Origin of the sequence: Psychrobacter sp. P11G5 (assembly GCF_001593305.1) — a bacterium.
Classification (GTDB): domain Bacteria; phylum Pseudomonadota; class Gammaproteobacteria; order Pseudomonadales; family Moraxellaceae; genus Psychrobacter.
In genome coordinates this window covers 874,367-891,902 of sequence record NZ_CP012533.1, presented here as the reverse complement: position 1 = coordinate 891,902, position 17,536 = coordinate 874,367, and the positions used below count along the sequence as shown (strand labels likewise).

The following is a 17,536-nucleotide window of genomic DNA, read 5'->3' as shown; positions in this document are numbered from 1 at the left end:
TCATTGAACCTATAGTGACTGTTTAAAACTATAATGTAGGAATCAACAAACTTTTACCTGTCATCTCAGCTGGTAGCTCAATATCCATTAATGCCAAGATGGTAGGTGCTACATCACTAAGTTTACCGCCATTACGTACTCGTACGTTTTGCTCACCAACATAAATTAGAGGCACATGTTCTGTAGTATGTTGAGTATGTACCTGTCCGCTTTCGTAGTCTTGCATCTGCTCGCAGTTACCATGATCTGCAGTGATTAGCATATCACCACCAGCTGCACGTACCGCTGATTCAATACGACCAACGCATACATCGAGTGCTTCTACGGCTTGTACGGCAGCATCAAAAATACCAGTATGGCCGACCATGTCACCATTAGCATAATTTACTACGAGCACATCATATTTACCTGACTCAATAGCAGCTACCAGCTTATCAGTCACCTCAGGAGCGCTCATTTCAGGCTGCAAGTCATAAGTGGCTACATCTGGCGATGGCACTAAAATACGTTCTTCACCTTCGTATTCTGCTTCACGGCCACCACTAAAAAAGAAAGTAACATGTGCATATTTTTCAGTCTCGGCGATACGTAGCTGAGTTTTGCCTTGATCCTGTAAATACTCGCCTAATGTATTGGTCAATGACGTCGGATAATAAGCAATACTGGTTTTTGCATTATCTGCCAAGATATCTGAATATTTAGTCAACATCACAAAAGCAGCAAGTCTTGGTTGCTTATGACGAGCAAAACCCGAGAACTCATGATCTGGTAGTACAAATGCTTGCGCAAGTTCGCGAGCGCGGTCAGCACGGAAATTCATAAAGATTAGCGCATCATTATCTTCGACCGTATATGGCACCTCATCACGTCCAATCACAGTCGTCGGGCTGATAAACTCATCGGTCTCACGTGCTTTATAAGCTGCCTGCACTGCACCATCTGCACGCGTTGCTAGACGATCAGCCTTACCCTCAGTGATTAGCTCATAGGCTTTTTGGACACGATCCCAACGATTATCACGATCCATCGCATAATAGCGCCCGATGATACTAGCAATTTGTACTCGGCCACCCTCATAGTGAGCATTCAGTTTATTAATATGATCGCGTAGACGATTGATATATTTGTCAGCAGATTTAGGAGGTGTGTCACGACCATCTAAAAAACAATGGACAAAGACATTTTTGGCCCCATGAACCAGTGCAGAGTGGCACATCGCTTCGATATGATCTTGATTCGAATGCACGCCACCATCAGATAACAATCCCATAATGTGTACATTACCGCCAAGCTCGTTTGCAGCTTTTACAGCGTCAACTAACGCTTCATTTTTATAAAATTCGCGGTTGGCAAGCTCATTTGAGATCCGAGTTGAATCTTGGTAAAGGACACGACCAGCACCTAGGTTCATATGCCCTACTTCTGAATTACCAAATTGACCGTCTGGTAACCCAACATCTTCTCCCGAAGCCGATATCAACCCATGCGGATACTGCTGATAAATCTTATCAAGGTTCGGCATGTTTGCGGCAGCAATAGCATTATCTTTCTCATCTTCACGATGCCCAAAGCCATCCAATATCATCAAAACGTGCGGTGTTTTTTTATTTTGCACGCTGCCTTGCTTACTATTAAGCTGCGCCTGATTGTCATCAATAGATTCTAATGGCTGCTGGTTACTGGTCATATATTACCGCTCCTCAAGTGAATGAACGCCTATAATTTTGTATTAGGGTGTTGAAAGCACTCTATATTAACACATATCTCAAAATAGCTGAAAACTCGACATTTTTTAACTAATTTACACAATTTCTAAGCCATTTTTTCCAATATGGCATCCTTAATAAGTAAAACAATTATTGATGCAAAGTATTAATCTGTAAATCAGACTTGCAATCAGTTATTCCATTGGTTAAGATAAAATTATTCTAGAGTGTTGGCTAGTAGATGTTTATTCCCTGAGCCGATAATGCTTTACCTGGATGTGCTATCTATTGCTTCATTGTGTATGCCTGCACCGCTTGCGGTGTATCAGGAAACCTGCCGAGGTAATGACGCATCCGCCCTGAACTTCACGGTTCATGGGTCACCATTTTACGGCGGCACTCTGGTTGTTATATTCGGTTACGACCATTAAAAGCCCCTTTTGTCATCGACGAAAGGGGCTTTTTTATGTTCGACTATCAAACCATCTATTATTCATCGTTGGCAGATTTAGTAATTTTCTTCACATCTTTCGGAATGGTTTTTGCAGTACCATCAACCGTGGTATGTTGTTTAAAGGTGTCACCGAACGGATTTTGCTGTTGTTGCCCGAATGGGTTTTGCCCATTCATGCCTCCTGCACCGCCAAACGGGTTTTGACCACCCATACTACCAAACGGATTTTGACCTCCGCCCATTTGCCCACCCATTTGTTTGGCCATCATCTCCATCATTTTTTGCTGATTATTCATGACATAGTTATTAGCCATATCTTTAAGCTTCTTTTGTACTGGTGGCAACACCACAAGCAATGCCAATAGATCGCTAATAACTCCTGGAATCAATAGCAAAATACCGGCCGCTGCCATAGCGACACTCTTTAGCATAGTAGATTCTTGCGGACGCATCGCGGGATTCATCATGCCCCCAGCTTTCATTTGCTGCGCCATTGGATTAAGGGCAACCATACCCTTACGAATCAGAGAGATACCAATGACAGCGGCAATAATGAACCACATAAATACTACCCAGCCACTCATAAATTGAGCAAGCAAATACCACAAGAGCATCTCGATAATAAACCAAACGATGGCAATACCAACTATCTGACCCATAAGGCGTCGTCCTATCAAATAAAAACTAAAAAATTGAGCGCCATGAAATTAAAATGGCTAACATATGATGTATATGGGGATTGATTGCTATACTATCAAACTTAAGGCTGATTTTTAAGCCATAAAATAAAATGAAAGTAAGACGGAATACTATGGCAATTATTATAGGAATTGATCCTGGCTCACGTATGACGGGTTATGGCATCGTTCAACAAACAGGCGATAAGTTAACCTATATTGATGCAGGCACCATTCGTACTGACACCAAAGAGATGCCTGAACGCCTTAAACGTATTTTCAACGGCTTGACTCGTATTACTCAGCATCACCTAAAGTATGCTGATGAGCCTATTTATACTGCTATTGAGCAAGTATTTATGGCAGAAAACCCTGATTCTGCGCTTAAACTTGGGCAAGCACGAGGTGCAGCCATTGCAGCAATGGTGGCATTAGACTTAGAGGTGTCAGAATATACGGCACGTCAGATCAAACAAGCCGTATGTGGTTATGGTGCTGCTGCCAAAGAGCAAGTGCAAGAGATGGTCTGCCGCATATTGTCTTTAGATGTGGTACCACAACAAGATGCTGCTGATGGGCTTGCCTGCGCTATCTGTCATGCGCATTCAAGTCACTCTATGAATAAACTACTACTCAACAGCTCGATGCGTGGACGCGGCGGTTCTAAGAAAAAAGGCCGTTGGCGCCTAACGGAAGAAGATTTAGGCAATTTACGTTAAAATACATGACCATAAAAAACACGTGTCCAAATGGCGCGTGTTTTTTTATTGAAGTGTTTCTCTTTTAGCACACTGCTATTTAGTTAACAACTGAACTTTCGATAACCATATCTAGTACATAAGCGTATTCTGCATTTGAAGCGTCGTCAGCCTTGAGCTTATGACGCTGTAAACGTAGTATTTCATTATGCTTACCATCATGTTCATAACCATCAATACTACCCATGAAATCCGTCCATTCACCCTCGTCAGTCTTTATACCTTGATCATCGTAAGTGATGGGTTTTATTTGTAAACAAGCTTGTGTACTATCATCAGCACAAGGTGTAGTTTTTGCACTCACTGCCCAAAATATAGTTTCACCTTTGCTATTATATTTTGCCTGCGCCGTCATTTTACCTCTCCAAACCAAAGTTGTATTATTGCTAGCAACCTGAGTAAGGGTCGGCGGTGTGCCATCTGCCAAGCTTATCTGACTCTCTCCCTGCATAAGCTCATTTAGTTCATTTTCAGCTATATTTAAATCATCACATAGCATTTTGGTACTCATACCATCTTCGGTCATCAACATGTTATCTTGCAGTTGATAAGCAGCATTTATTGTATTACAACCAACACTATAGCTAATACTGTTCTGACCTTGATACTTGCTGAAGCTCAGAACAACTTGCTCATTTATGTCCATTAACGACGTTACTGGTTGGTTACTTTCATCGGTTGCAGTTACCAATGTCCAACGATAGCGGGCAAGATTAGCAATTAACTTGTCTTCGGTGCTCAAAATTTCAGGGGCAGATGACGATTGGACAGTAGTATTGATAGTCGTACCCTCTGCATTAGGCTCATTACTAGTTGAAGCATTATTACATGCCACTAAAGCCGAACTAGCTATTAGTAGGCTTGGCAATAATAATGTTTTTAGAATTGGTTTTAAATTTGCACTTACCATGTTACATCTCTCTTAGGGCACTCACCTAAAATTTCTTTCTTCAATGTATTTTTTTAACGAGATTGCCATATTAATATAGCGTTTCGATTGCTCAATCTAATTTATAGACAGCTTGTTTACGACCATTCAAAATACTAGCTCTGCTTTATCGAAGTAGTCTTGCAATAAACATTCCTTTAATTAAGTTTTTCTGTCTTAGATGGTGAGTATTTCTAGTATTCAAGTCGGTATGGCGAATATAAAATTAGTATAACTACTATAGACTTGACCATATTGTCTTATGTAATAAAATGTTTAGTTTTATTGCATGAAACCTTTGAAGTCCGCTAGACAGTAGTTTGTTAATACTTCATATTTTCAAAAAAATGATGGACAGCTGATTTCTCAACTGTCCCTCACTAAATATCGGATGAGTTCAATACCTGTAAAAAACCTTTATCTAATCGCTAGCTTGTGTAGATTTCGCCTTAGCAATTTTTTTGATACTAAAACGCTCATTCATCATCTGATAAAAACGCGCTAGGTTTTCTCCTTGCTCATTAGGATTAACCTTGAGTATTTTGCCAAAATCTAACCCCAAGTATAATACGATATCAGCAAAGCTAAGTTGATCGCCTACTAAATAGTCATGGCCTTCCAACGCTTTTTCAAAATAAGGTAACGCTTTAACCGCACGCGCGATAGAAGGCGCTACAAATTCTGGTACTTGCTCAACACGCTGAGCCTTTAAGGGATGACTGTGCTGAAATGCCAACATTAAGTTGTACAATACTTCAAATTCAGCAATACGGCGCATAGAACAGACTTGCGCACGTTGTACCACATCGTTACCCATTACTGAGCGCTCACCATATACTCGATCTAGATACTCACACACTGCTTGTGAGTCATTGAGTACCGTACCATCATCCAACGTTAATACCGGGACTGTTTGCATCGGGTTCATTTGGGTAAAAGCATCTGACATCTGTTCATTAGCGGCAAAGTCGATATCTATTACATCGATATCGTCCATATCATCAACATCAATACCTTTTGATGCTAACAAAATAAGGGCTTTACGCGGGTTAGGGGCAGTACGGGTTACATATAATTTTTTCATGGCAAACTCCCTGTAAGGATAATCAAGCAGCGGCTCAGCGCTGATACGCTTTATTGTGGTTGTTACATTCATGTATACAGATCATTTTTATCGATAATCTGTACAATAGTTATAGCCTACTCCAGTCATCATAGCAAAGCCTTATTAGTGCTTGTCAAAAGAATAATAAAAAGCCCCATAACTTTAAGTTATGAGGCTTTAATTAATCTTACTTATCTATAAACATGCTATTTATTTATTAGGCGCAGGTGTCGTACGCAAATAAGGCTTAATTTCGGTATGACCTTTAGGATAATTAGCAGCGATATCTTCGTTTTTCACGCTTGGCGGAATGATAACGTCGTCGCCTTCTTGCCAGTCAACAGGTGTTGCAACGTTATACTCATCAGACAATTGCATCGCATCAATAACACGAACAATCTCATCAAAGTTACGTCCACAGCTGGCAGGATAAGTAAGCGTTAAGCGTACTTTTTTGTTAGGATCGATAATAAACACACTTCTGACCGTTGCCGTATTATCAGCATTTGGATGAATCATGTCGTAAAGATTCGCGACTTTGCGATCAGGATCAGCAATGATAGGGAAGTTGACAGCAGTGCCTTGGGTTTCTTCGATATCACTCACCCAACCTTTATGATCTTCTAAGCCATCAACCGACAATGCGATAGGTTTGACATTACGTTTTTGGAACTCACCACCTAATGCTGCGGTGCGTCCAAGCTCAGTCGTACATACTGGAGTATAGTCTGCAGGATGTGAGAAGAAAACAACCCAGCCATCCCCTGCCCACTCGTGGAAATTTATATCGCCTTCTGTGGTGCTCGCGTCAAAGTTTGGTGCAGTATCACCTAGACGTAAATGTGCCATACCTAATTCCTTGTTTATATTGATGAGCGCTAACACTAAAAAGTATCCTTGCGCTCTGTTATTATCATTGACGCGCTCAGCTATTAACTAATAACTCGGCTAACGTCAGTAAGAATCCTATTTTATATTAACAAACTGGTTACGAATGTCTTGTGACGGATTGTAATTCGATTATTCCATTTATCACTAAGTAGAGAGCTTAATGGTTGTTAAGATTTAAACATAGCGGCACCATCCATTTTCAATTGAACGGTATCGGCTTTCCATGTGAGTTTAGGGGTCGCCTCACTCATGCGCTTGCTCGTCTCGCCTGAGTGCCGCAAGGTAATACCTTGTTCATCAATAATGGCAATACCAATCACATAAGTATAAACAAAACGACTTTTGGCTTTGGGTGAGGCCTTTATATTAAAGGTACATTCTACAATTTGGTCCTGATACTGCATACGCATTTTTGGCTGTAAAGAAGCAATGGACACCACACCATTCGAAACTGCAGAATATACTGAAAAGACCAAGGCAACTTTACCACCATAATATTCAGCAATAGCAGGATTGACCAACACCGTCTCTTTTCCAGGCTCATTAGCACTAGCGACTTGTACATCACCTTGATGATGCACATAAGGCATGCTATTTAAGTTGCCTATTTGCTTGGGAGCATGGACATAGCTCATGTCTTTACTGCTCTGAGCCAATATTCCAACACGCAAATCTAAATCATCGTTATCGGCACTAGCATCACCATTGTCTATCCATATGGCTTCTACTGTTAGATAGTCATGACTGCCTTTCGTGAGGTTAATTCGATGTTCACTACCAGGTTTGTCTAAGATGACCTTTTTCAGACTAACAGCCGTTGGCTGCTCTGTTTTTGTCGCATTAACCAACGGTGCGGCAGAGGTAGTATTTATAGTAGATAATTGATCAGTAGGCTCATCTGCGACATCCCCACCGAAATGGGTCACCAATGCATCTAAACCACCGTTAAAACCTTGTCCAATGGCGTTAATACGCCAAATATTATTTTTACGATAGACTTGAAACAACATCATGGCGCGCTCACTATCAAATGCACTACCGTCAAATTGATAAGTTGCTAATATCTGCCCTGCTTGCTCTAACGTCACGCTACTAGCACCAAGCTCACGCATGGTCGCTTGACCATCGATTGTTGCCGTCAATACCAAATAATCTACGGAATCTGGTAGTTTACTGAGATCAATATCGAAGCGCTGTTGAGTCGCTGTTGACTGCCAACTGATAGCGCCACAAGGCGTTCTTGGCTGGTTATAAAAGGTCATATAATCATCATTTATTAACTTCTGCTGCCCACTCAAACCAAAGCAAGCCACATCAATAACGGTAGCGCCTGCTGATAGCTCTGCAATCAATGTAAATTGCTGCATAACACCAACCTCAGTGAACTTGGCTTTTTGACCCATAATTAGATTGAGCATTATTATTGTCCTAATGATAATTTAGTATCAATTTATGCAATGGTTAAACAACCATTCCTGAATCCCACAAGCAAAACTCGCCAAACTTACCGCGTTTGCTTGTACCGCCAGCGGCACGCCCAGTGTCTGTTAATACCAATTCACCTTCTTGTTCTTGTAAATACCCAACTGCCAGCAACTTATCATTTAATTCTTGAGTCTTAAAACCTAGCTCTTTAGCAAGTTTCGCAGTCGTCAGCTTAGAGTAAGTAGGCTGCGCTGATTCCGTAATGGATTTTGCAGTTGCATTAGTGCCAACCGTTGTATTATTAGTAGTGGCTGTACTATCAACCCCACCATCCGATTCGGTCACCTTTTCAAGTGACATCCGCACTTCATCACTGATACGAATGATGCGTTGGGCTTCCTCGTAAGTATCGGCATAGAGCTTAGTGTCTTCGTTACGGTAAATCAGTACCCCCATTTCATTATTATTTACTTGGCTAAACTCATAAAGGTTCAAACTGGTAATAATGCATTCGTTTTCATTGAGATAGCACTTAGCATGTAAGTTTTTACAAAAGCTGGTACGAATAAAGGTTAGATTTTTGAGCCAATTTATCTCTTCAGGGTGTAAGTCATTTTTGCCATAAACAATTCTAATATCGATTTTGAGACGGTTACGGTCCTCTAGTAGCTCTTTAATACGCTCATTAAGCTTTAAATACGGGCTAATAATAATCAATCTATCAGAAGCATTTTTAATCAATTCTTCTAAATGATAGGTTGTACCACTACTGTTTAAAAACTTTGCCATTCTAATGCCCTCAACATCTACTATTAAAATTCATATTTATTCATAAAAAAGCCCATCTCTAGCGTACTAGAAACGGGCACAATTGCAAACTACTATTGTTGAGTTTAATCTATAATATTAGAGCTCTAGCTTATACATCATTCGTTTATAAAAATTCATTACGCAAATCTAGAGTAGATTCTTCACCTAGAGTTGCATAGTGCTTATCAAGGAATGCCTTAGCAGACTCACGACCAATATCGCGCAGGTGGGTTAAAAATGCCCATTCGGAATTTATTTTACTAGACGCTGACAATGGATTGATTTGCTCAGTAGCTTCAATACGGTGCACGAATACTTCAGAATAATGTTCTCTATCCAGATTGTTCTCACGTAACTGACGGGTCACAAACTCGATAGCTCGCAACTCTCTTAGCAAAGATGAATTGAACGAAATCTCATTAATGCGATTCTGTATTTCTATGGCACTTTTCGGGGTTTCATTGCGTTCAACTGGGTTAATTTGAACGATGGCAATATCCTTGGACTTAGTGGTGCGAAACAAGGGATACAGAGGTGGGTTGCCAACATAACCACCGTCCCAATAGGGTACGCCATCAATTTCAACGGCTTGGAAATAAGACGGTAAACATGCCGAAGCTAAGATCATGTCTGCGGTTAGCTCTTCACGGTTGAATACTTTTATTTTGCCCGTATGCACGTTGGTTGCCGCAACAAACAGTTTTAACTCATTACATGCTCTGACCTTTTCAAAGTCAATAGTAGACTCAACCAAATCACGTAATGGGTTAATATTCAGCGGGTTGGTGTCATAAGGCGAAGCAACTCGACTAAATAGATCAAGCATTAGGTAAGCCGGTGAGTCATCCACATCCCATCTACCTGTCAGAATACTCAAAGGGCTGCGCTTAATAGGGCTCATCCTGCCCATGTATGCCACTTGGCGCCAAAACTGCTCAAGCGCCTCACGTGCACCATCTGCGCCACCATCCATATAGCCTTGTGCTAATACTGCTGCATTCATAGCACCAGCACTCGTCCCAGTAATACCTTCTACACTGACCCGACCATCTTCCATGAAGTAGTCCAGTACGCCCCAGGTAAAGGCGCCATGAGAACCGCCACCTTGCAGTGCTAGATTGATCGATTTTTTAACCATAATCTCTTTACACTCCCTTAGATGTATCGTTGAGCTTGCCTGTCTGGTTTTCTGATAGATAAAGCCAACTAATAATTATTTGTTGCGCGTTCAGCAGCCAATAGCAGCCCGCCTAAATTCGATACTGATAAAGTATCAGCGCGATGCAATTGCTCAATATTAGCTGGTAACTCTAATCTGAGCATTGCATCTTCAAGAGTTTGGCAGACAGTAACTAAGCCGGTTTATAACTATCACGTAAGCTGACGATTTGATTAAATATAGGCTTATCACTAGTATGTTCTTCGCTATCCGCGATAAAGTAACCTTCACGCTCAAACTGGAAACGCGTACCAGCTTCAGCATTAGCCAATGATGGCTCAACTACCGCATTAAGTTCAGTCAACGAGTCCGGATTCAATACTTGATGTACATCAGCGACGCTACTTGGGTCTTCGACACTAAATAACTGCTCATACATGCGTACCGTTGCTGGAACGCCTTGGCTGGCCGATACCCAATGAATGACGCCTTTAACCTTACGACCTTCAGGGTTGTTGCCTAGCGTTGCCGGATCAATCGTTGCTTTTAGCTCAACGACGTTGCCACTATCATCAGTAATATGCTCAGTCACTGCCAATACATAGGTATTGCGCAGACGAATTTCTGGCTTTTCTGGTGATAAGCGCTTATAGCCTGCTGGCGGCTCAATCTCGTAATCGCCTTGATCGATATACAAAGTTTCAGTAAACGGAATTTCACGCTCACCCATATCGACGTTAGGATGGTTCGGTTGAGTTAGCCATAAAGTTTGCGTGGCATCGTCAAAGCGCGCATTGACACTATCAGCTTTTTGCGCTTCCCAACTACTAACTGCTTCCGCAAAGTTAGTAATGGTCACTTTTAATGGCTTTAGCACTGCCATACCACGTGCAGTGGTGGTTTCCAATGATTGACGAATGCTAAATTCTAATAAACGAAAATCAACAACACTGTCCACTTTAGTCACGCCAACACGTTCACAGAAGTCACGTAAGCCCTCTGGCGTATAACCACGACGACGCATGCCAGCGATAGTCGGCATACGCGGATCATCCCAACCACTGACAATACCTTCATCAACCAATTGCTTGAGTTTACGCTTACTGGTCATAGTATGGTCAACATTCAAGCGGCTGAACTCGTACTGATGTGGCGGTACATCAAAACCGACTTTTTCAACCGCCCAATCATAAAATGGACGGTGATCTTCAAACTCTAGCGTACATAATGAATGAGTAATACCTTCGAGTGCATCAGAAAGCGGATGGGCAAAATCATACATGGGATAGATACACCATTTATCACCCGTTTGATGATGCGCTTGATGCATGACGCGGTAAATAACAGGGTCGCGCATATTCATATTTGGGCTTGCCATATCAATCTTGGCACGCAAAACCGCTTTACCCTCAGCAAACTTGCCCTCTTTCATATCATTAAAGAGCGTTAAGTTTTCTTCAACACTGGCATCACGATGTGGTGATGGCGTGCCAGCCTCATTAAATGAGCCACGGTTTTCTTTAATCTGCTCAGGCGACTGCAAGTCTACATAGGCATCACCCTGCTCAATCAACTGCACGGCCCACGCATGTAATTGGTCGAAGTAACCTGACGCATGGTGCGCGTCCCCTGCCCACTCAAATCCAAGCCATCTGACATCGTTCTCGATGTTATCAATGAAATCTTGCTTTTCTGCGGTTGGGTTGGTGTCATCAAAACGCAAGTTACACACACCGCCAAACTCTTTGGCCACGCCAAAGTTTAGGCAAATGGATTTGACATGACCAAGATGCAAGTAACCATTTGGCTCAGGCGGAAAGCGTGTCACAATTTGTGGGTATTTTTGCGCATTGACATCATCACGAATGATATTACGAATAAAATCGTTTTTTTGTTCGTCTTTTTGTGCATTGTTGCTTGAGTGCTCACTCATCGGGCATTGCTCCTAACGCAAATTGTCATTTCATGCTACGTGCCATCACGCATCATGGAAAATTCAAACCAAACCATTAAAAAAAAATAGGTTATCAAAAATTATAATAAAAAGTTAAAGTTGCGTTATTCTATCAGGTTTCATAAACGCATTAACAGCCTGATACATGACACGAGATAAAAAAGCCGTTAGACTAGCCATGACTTTTTATCAATCACTCACGACAGTGCTAATTAAGGCGCTGCAATCAAAAAGGAATATCACATGGTAGACATGCCACCAGTAGTAGAACTTGACACCAGTATGGGTGCGATCGTTATCGAACTCAATGAAGAAAAAGCGCCAAAAACGGTAGAAAACTTTTTAAACTATGTAAAATCTGGTCATTATGACGGTACGATTTTCCATCGCATCATTGACGGCTTTATGATTCAAGGCGGCGGAATGGACGCTGAAATGAATGAAAAAGCGACCAATGCTCCAGTTGAGAACGAAGCTGATAACGGTCTAAAGAATGACAAAGGTACGATTGCGATGGCACGTACGCAAGACCCGCATTCAGCAACCAGCCAGTTTTTCGTTAACGTAAAAGATAACGACTTTCTAAACCATTCTGGCAAAAACATGCAGGGTTGGGGTTACACGGTATTTGGTAAAGTAACCAGCGGTATGGACGTCATCGAAAAAATGCGCGGTGTACCAACAGGTCGTTTCGGCATGCATGCTGATGTGCCTAAAGAGCCAGTCGTTATCAACTCAGCGACTATTATCACTAAGTAATTATTACTCAATAACTGTTTCTCAGTAATCATTATTCAATAGTTATTACTCAGTAGCGATGAGTCAGTAAAAACTTATGAGTCGTTACTGTTTAAAATTACGAGGATAAGGATAAATGCAAAGTTTTGACCATCTAATTACCACCCGCCCTCATGAGGTGCGGCAAGTATTGATTAGCGATTTGCATTTATCGCCTGAAGAGCCTGCCTTAGTGCAGGCTTTTTTGGCGCTGCTTGATGATTGCCTTGCCTTGCCTGCGCTAAAGCGCTTATTTATCCTAGGTGATTGGTTTGAAGTATGGCTAGGTGACGATGTTTACTTATCGTTATCAGAAGATGAGCGCCAAACCCATTGGCTAACTCCGCTTATCGTTAAATTAAAAAAGCTACGGGTAGCTGGCTGTGAGATTTTGGTCATGCATGGGAATCGTGATTTTTTGTTAGGTCAGCCATTTTGCAATTTATTCGGTGGTGAGCTTATTTATGAGCCATACACTTTAACCGTTGGACAGCAGAATTATCGCTTAGAACACGGCGATGCGTTATGCATTGATGATAAGAAATATCAGTTTTTTCGCAAAATCATGCGCAATCGGTTAACCCAGTGGTACTTGCTGAATAAATCATTAGAAAAACGCTTGGCTATCGCAGATAAAATGCGCAAAAAAAGCCAGCAGAATAATGCCAATAAAGCTGCTTACATCATGGATGTCAATAAAGATGCAGTGATACATGCAGTGGCTGATAGCGATGCTTTACTACATGGTCATACTCACCGTCCAGATATTCATCAAGCGACCAGTAATAAAAAACGCTACGTGCTGGGTGACTGGCGACTGCTAGATGGCGATACACGCCAGCCAAAAGTCAGCGCGGTGATTGGCGCAGTAACCACAGATGAAAACTCAGATAATGATAAATTTAACTTGATTGAATTTAAATTTCTAATTTCATGATATCTATGTGAACGTCTCTTATTTACGATAAAAAAAGGGTCTGTTAAAATAACAGACCCTTTTTTTGACTATCTAAAATCACTTGATTCTAAGGGATTAATTTAAAGAAATGCTGACGATAATGCTTTAGCTCACGAATAGAGTCGCGAATATCGTCTAACGCTAAGTGACTGCCACCTTTTTCAAAGTTCTTTAAGATATCAGGGCGCCAGCGGAAGCATAGCTCTTTGATTGATGACACATCAAGGTTGCGATAATGAAAGAACTTTTCCAGTTCGGGCATTTGACGCGCCATAAAACGGCGATCTTGGCAAATTGAGTTGCCACACATTGGTGATTTGCCACTATCGACCCACTTGTTCAAAAACTTAATAGTTTCAGCTTCGGCCTCTGCCAATGTCACTGTGCTACGGCGTACACGATCAACCAATCCTGACTGGCCATGTTGCTTGGTATTCCAGTCATCCATTTTATTTAAGGTTTGATCCGATACTTTGATAGCAAACACTGGCCCTTCGGCAAGGACATTTAAATCTTCATCAGTAACGACAGTAGCAATCTCGATAATCTCATCGTTTAAAGTATCAAGTCCGGTCATTTCTAGGTCAATCCATACCAGCCCTTTTTTGCCTTGGTTTCTGATTCTAATCTTATTGGGATGGTCATCGGTACTCATATTTTGTCCTATGGTCAATAAAGTTTGAAACAACTTTGGAGCAATGTTAACTAAATAAATGACATATAAATGGTCATGCTTAAATAATTTTTTTGCGCTTAGTCATTCATAATGTCTAAAAAAACCAAAACATTACAAAACCACTGTCTGGTACAGGCGCTTTAGGCTGTATGTTAGCAAATTTTCACGCTACACTTAGAGATATTTTTTTAATAGGTTCAAAACCCATGGCATTAATCCGGCAACGCAAGCTGACTAAACAACAGATTCGTCGCATTGACAAACAACAGCTGGCAAGTCAAGACAGCATAGATGATAGCTTGATGGATGGCGTGGTCATGGCGCATTATGGCAAGCAATTAGAGGTACAGGTGACCAGCTTGCCAGCCGACATACCAGTGCAGCCTGAAGTCGCACCCGATGACCCTGAGCCATTTTGGCAAACGCTTGCTTTAGGGGATATATGGCGTTGTCATGTGCGCACTAACTTGCCAATGCTATCAACTGGTGATCACGTGCGCTGGAGTGCCGATCCCAATACTGGCTTTGGTCGTATTGAGTCCGTACAACCACGCACTTCTCTTGTCTCGCGTCCAGATCGTTACCATAAGCTTAAGCCTGTTGCAGCCAATGTCGATATTTTGGCCATTGTATTTGCGCCGCTACCTGCTGCTGCGCCGACACTCATCGATCGCTATTTGGTCGTTTGCCATCATGCTGGCGTGAAGCCCTTATTAGTATTGAATAAGGCGGATTTGTTGGTACAAGAGAGTTATGCAGACACCAATGACTTGCTCGTACAGTATGCTGCTCTTGGTTATGAAAGCGTACTTACTTCGGTCGACTGTCCTGAGAATATCGCTGATAGTACTGAGCAGCAAGGGCTTGGCGAGTTAAAGCGTTACATAGATAAAAAACTGGTTATCTTTGCGGGTCAGTCTGGTGTCGGTAAAAGTAGCTTAATTAACGCCCTGCTACCAGAATCGGCACAGAGCGTAAATATTATTTCTGAAAACTCAAAACTTGGTCAGCATACCACGACGACCAGCCGCCTATTGCCATTTAATCCAGATGATCTTACCCAAGGCGGTATTGTCGATACCCCTGGTATTCGTGAATATGGTATTTGGCATTTGACCCCTGATGATGTGATTTCAGGCTTCGTTGAACTTGCGCCACTGGCTGGTGATTGCCAATTCCGTGATTGTCGTCATACTCATAACAGTAAAGGCTGTGCGTTATGGAGAGCCGTTGCTGACGGTGAAGTACTGCAGCGCCGTGTTGAAAACCTCATCACGTTACGAATAGAGGCTGATACCAAGCCTTACTAGGTATTGCTTACTATTAAAACTTAGGTTAGCCATCGCACGTTTACTATGGATGTCCTAATCGGTATAATAGCGCCTTGTTCGGTAATGCTGGGCTGTATTCGCAGTTTAGTGGAACACTAATTTTTTGGAGGTTTGGTTTGGATCGTGCGCTTGAATTTGTGGGCAACCACCCGTTTTTATTTGGTATCTTAGCAGTACTTGCCGTACTGTTCTTTGCCATTGAAAATAAACGTAGCGGCAAAAAAGTGTCGCCCAATACCCTCGGCATGATGGTCAACTCTCAAAACGCGCAGCTTATCGATATTCGCGCCAAAAAGAAGTTTACCACCGGCTATATCCAAGGCAGTCGTAACATCCCTTTTACAGAGCTCAAAGATCATTTAGATGAAATTCGTGCAATTGAACAGCCTGTGATTATCATTTGTGATATGGGTGTACAAGCAGGCGCGGCTATTCAGATGATTGGTAAAGACAGTGTTTATCGTCTAGAAGGCGGTGTTGGTGGCTGGCAAGGTGCTGGCATGCCATTAGTAGGATTAAAAGATGCTAAGCCTAAGAACAAGGGCAAAGCAAAACCTAGCTTGCACAAATAGTTCTACATCAACACGCCTTAATAAAATGCATTATTAATAAAAAGACATGACTCTCAGTTGTGTCTTTTTTTATGGAAAACTCTTAATTGATAATAAGTCACTTAAGAACTTATATAACCTTTTGCAGCGAACTAGCTTGAATTTATCACCCTCATCCCCACTTTATAATGAGCATAATCAAATACACACTAGTCATTAACCTATCTAAATCAGGATAATAGACAAACTACACGACATAAAATCAATTAAGGATATCTTATGACTGCCTCAGTTAAAGTTTATACTACGCCTATCTGCCCTTACTGCTCAAACGCTAAACAATTACTAAAAAATAAAGGCATTGAGTATGAAGAAATTGGTATGCATGATATGAGTAGCGATGAGCGCCGCGCATTGATGCAAAAAACCAATAACTATCGCACTGTGCCACAAATTTTCGTCGGTGATACTTTCGTTGGTGGTTTTGACGAGCTCAATCAAATGAACCAGCAAGGCAAGCTTGACGAGCTATTAGCTGGTTAATCTGCTACATTAAGCAGCTTATATAATAGTGACATTAGCTGGCCCTAGTTAATATAAATATGATATTGACCAATCGATAGCTGGCTATTGTCATTCCTGCACTAGCTTGTAATAATGTAGCTTGCAACTTAACCTTGCTACCAGGACATCAACGACACATTGCATTACTTATTTGAGGAATTATCATGGCTGAAGAACAAGCACAACCACAATTAGCACTAGAACGTATCTACGTAAAAGACATGTCACTTGAAGTGCCGGGCGCTGGCGTATTCACCAAAGAGTGGAACCCTGAGCTTGATATTAACCTATCAAGCAATGCCGAAAAGCTAGATGACGATCATTATCAAGTAATCTTGACTGTGAGCGTTACCGCTAAAAATGCTGAAGAACCTGCTTTTATTGCTGAAGTTCATCAAGCTGGTATTTTCTTACTAAAAAATATTCCTGAAGATCAAATCGGGCAAATTTTAGGTGCTTATTGCCCTAACGTTTTGTTCCCTTACGCTCGTGAAGTCATCAGCGACATCGTGACTCGTGGTAGCTTCCCGCAATTACTGCTTGCTCCAGTCAACTTTGACCAAGCATATGCACAGAGCCAACAGCAAGCGCAAATTGATGCTGAAGGTAATGCTTAAACTTTAAAATAAAGTTTATATTTTAAAAAAGCCATCTCCTAACTTAGGTAGATGGCTTTTTTATGTATTGCTTTTAATAAATTCCTATCATTTTTCTAATGACATTATTTATTGTAGTTGGATTTTTATAGCTACTATTTATATCTACTACAAGACATTAAAAAACCCTGCCAATAAGCAGGGTCTTCGTTAGTA

General features: G+C 41.5%; 17 protein-coding genes and 1 other RNA gene. 8 read left to right on the top strand and 10 right to left on the bottom strand.

Going from position 1 to position 17,536, the window contains the following annotated elements; all coding sequences use genetic code 11:
* Nucleotides 1-28 precede the first annotated feature (28 nt).
* On the bottom strand, nt 29-1,687 hold the full coding sequence (gene gpmI, locus AK825_RS03855) for a 2,3-bisphosphoglycerate-independent phosphoglycerate mutase (protein WP_068034837.1): 1,659 nt from the start codon (nt 1,685-1,687) through the stop codon (nt 29-31).
* Nucleotides 1,688-1,922: 235 nt separating this feature from the next.
* Here gpmI and ssrS point away from each other — a divergent pair.
* A non-coding RNA gene (gene ssrS, locus AK825_RS03850) (6S RNA) lies at nt 1,923-2,118 on the top strand.
* Nucleotides 2,119-2,195: 77 nt separating this feature from the next.
* On the opposite strand, the gene AK825_RS03845 is transcribed toward ssrS, so the two are convergent.
* Nucleotides 2,196-2,819: an FxsA family protein gene (locus tag AK825_RS03845; RefSeq protein WP_068034836.1), complete on the bottom strand. Its 624-nt coding sequence runs from the start codon at nt 2,817-2,819 to the stop codon at nt 2,196-2,198.
* A gap of 152 nt (nt 2,820-2,971) precedes the next feature.
* On the opposite strand from AK825_RS03845, the gene ruvC reads away from it, so the two are divergent.
* Complete coding sequence (gene ruvC, locus AK825_RS03840; RefSeq protein ID WP_068034835.1) at nt 2,972-3,556, top strand: crossover junction endodeoxyribonuclease RuvC; 585 nt, start codon at nt 2,972-2,974, stop codon at nt 3,554-3,556.
* Nucleotides 3,557-3,635: 79 nt separating this feature from the next.
* Here ruvC and AK825_RS03835 read toward each other — a convergent pair whose 3' ends face one another.
* From AK825_RS03835 to AK825_RS03805, 7 genes are all read right to left on the bottom strand, one after another.
* Entirely contained in the window at nt 3,636-4,505 is an 870-nt protein-coding gene (locus tag AK825_RS03835; RefSeq protein ID WP_068034834.1) for a DUF4377 domain-containing protein, read from the bottom strand.
* A gap of 439 nt (nt 4,506-4,944) precedes the next feature.
* Nucleotides 4,945-5,607 carry a glutathione S-transferase family protein gene (locus AK825_RS03830; protein WP_068039011.1) on the bottom strand — a complete coding sequence of 221 codons (663 nt, stop codon included), beginning with the start codon at nt 5,605-5,607 and terminating at the stop codon, nt 4,945-4,947.
* Nucleotides 5,608-5,838: 231 nt separating this feature from the next.
* A complete protein-coding gene (locus tag AK825_RS03825) occupies nt 5,839-6,477 on the bottom strand; it encodes a peroxiredoxin (protein ID WP_068034833.1) in 639 nt (212 codons plus the stop codon).
* Nucleotides 6,478-6,686: 209 nt separating this feature from the next.
* Entirely contained in the window at nt 6,687-7,937 is a 1,251-nt protein-coding gene (locus AK825_RS03820) for a TerD family protein (RefSeq protein ID WP_082787156.1), read from the bottom strand.
* A 43-nt stretch (nt 7,938-7,980) separates the two neighbouring features.
* Complete coding sequence (locus AK825_RS03815; RefSeq protein WP_068034832.1) at nt 7,981-8,733, bottom strand: phospholipase D family protein; 753 nt, start codon at nt 8,731-8,733, stop codon at nt 7,981-7,983.
* Between the two features lie 145 nt (nt 8,734-8,878).
* Nucleotides 8,879-9,892 carry a patatin-like phospholipase family protein gene (locus tag AK825_RS03810; RefSeq protein WP_068034831.1) on the bottom strand — a complete coding sequence of 338 codons (1,014 nt, stop codon included), beginning with the start codon at nt 9,890-9,892 and terminating at the stop codon, nt 8,879-8,881.
* 214 nt (nt 9,893-10,106) lie between these two features.
* Complete coding sequence (locus AK825_RS03805; protein WP_068034830.1) at nt 10,107-11,846, bottom strand: glutamine--tRNA ligase/YqeY domain fusion protein; 1,740 nt, start codon at nt 11,844-11,846, stop codon at nt 10,107-10,109.
* A 264-nt stretch (nt 11,847-12,110) separates the two neighbouring features.
* On the opposite strand from AK825_RS03805, the gene AK825_RS03800 reads away from it, so the two are divergent.
* On the top strand, nt 12,111-12,626 hold the full coding sequence (locus tag AK825_RS03800; protein ID WP_068034829.1) for a peptidylprolyl isomerase: 516 nt from the start codon (nt 12,111-12,113) through the stop codon (nt 12,624-12,626).
* 115 nt (nt 12,627-12,741) lie between these two features.
* Nucleotides 12,742-13,581, top strand: coding sequence for a UDP-2,3-diacylglucosamine diphosphatase (locus tag AK825_RS03795; protein WP_068034828.1), 840 nt, complete (start codon nt 12,742-12,744; stop codon nt 13,579-13,581).
* Between the two features lie 88 nt (nt 13,582-13,669).
* Here AK825_RS03795 and orn read toward each other — a convergent pair whose 3' ends face one another.
* Complete coding sequence (gene orn, locus AK825_RS03790; RefSeq protein ID WP_068034827.1) at nt 13,670-14,257, bottom strand: oligoribonuclease; 588 nt, start codon at nt 14,255-14,257, stop codon at nt 13,670-13,672.
* Nucleotides 14,258-14,484: 227 nt separating this feature from the next.
* Between orn and rsgA the strand changes: the two genes are divergently transcribed.
* The 4 genes from rsgA to secB all read left to right on the top strand — a co-directional run bounded on the left by rsgA (nt 14,485) and on the right by secB (nt 17,341).
* On the top strand, nt 14,485-15,588 hold the full coding sequence (rsgA, locus tag AK825_RS03785) for a ribosome small subunit-dependent GTPase A (RefSeq protein ID WP_068034826.1): 1,104 nt from the start codon (nt 14,485-14,487) through the stop codon (nt 15,586-15,588).
* Nucleotides 15,589-15,725: 137 nt separating this feature from the next.
* Nucleotides 15,726-16,181 (top strand): rhodanese-like domain-containing protein, encoded by a 456-nt coding sequence (locus tag AK825_RS03780; protein ID WP_068034825.1) that lies wholly within the window; start codon nt 15,726-15,728, stop codon nt 16,179-16,181.
* 258 nt (nt 16,182-16,439) lie between these two features.
* Nucleotides 16,440-16,703 (top strand): glutaredoxin 3, encoded by a 264-nt coding sequence (grxC, locus tag AK825_RS03775; protein WP_068034824.1) that lies wholly within the window; start codon nt 16,440-16,442, stop codon nt 16,701-16,703.
* Between the two features lie 185 nt (nt 16,704-16,888).
* Nucleotides 16,889-17,341, top strand: coding sequence for a protein-export chaperone SecB (gene secB / locus AK825_RS03770; RefSeq protein WP_068034823.1), 453 nt, complete (start codon nt 16,889-16,891; stop codon nt 17,339-17,341).
* Nucleotides 17,342-17,536: the final 195 nt, after the last annotated feature.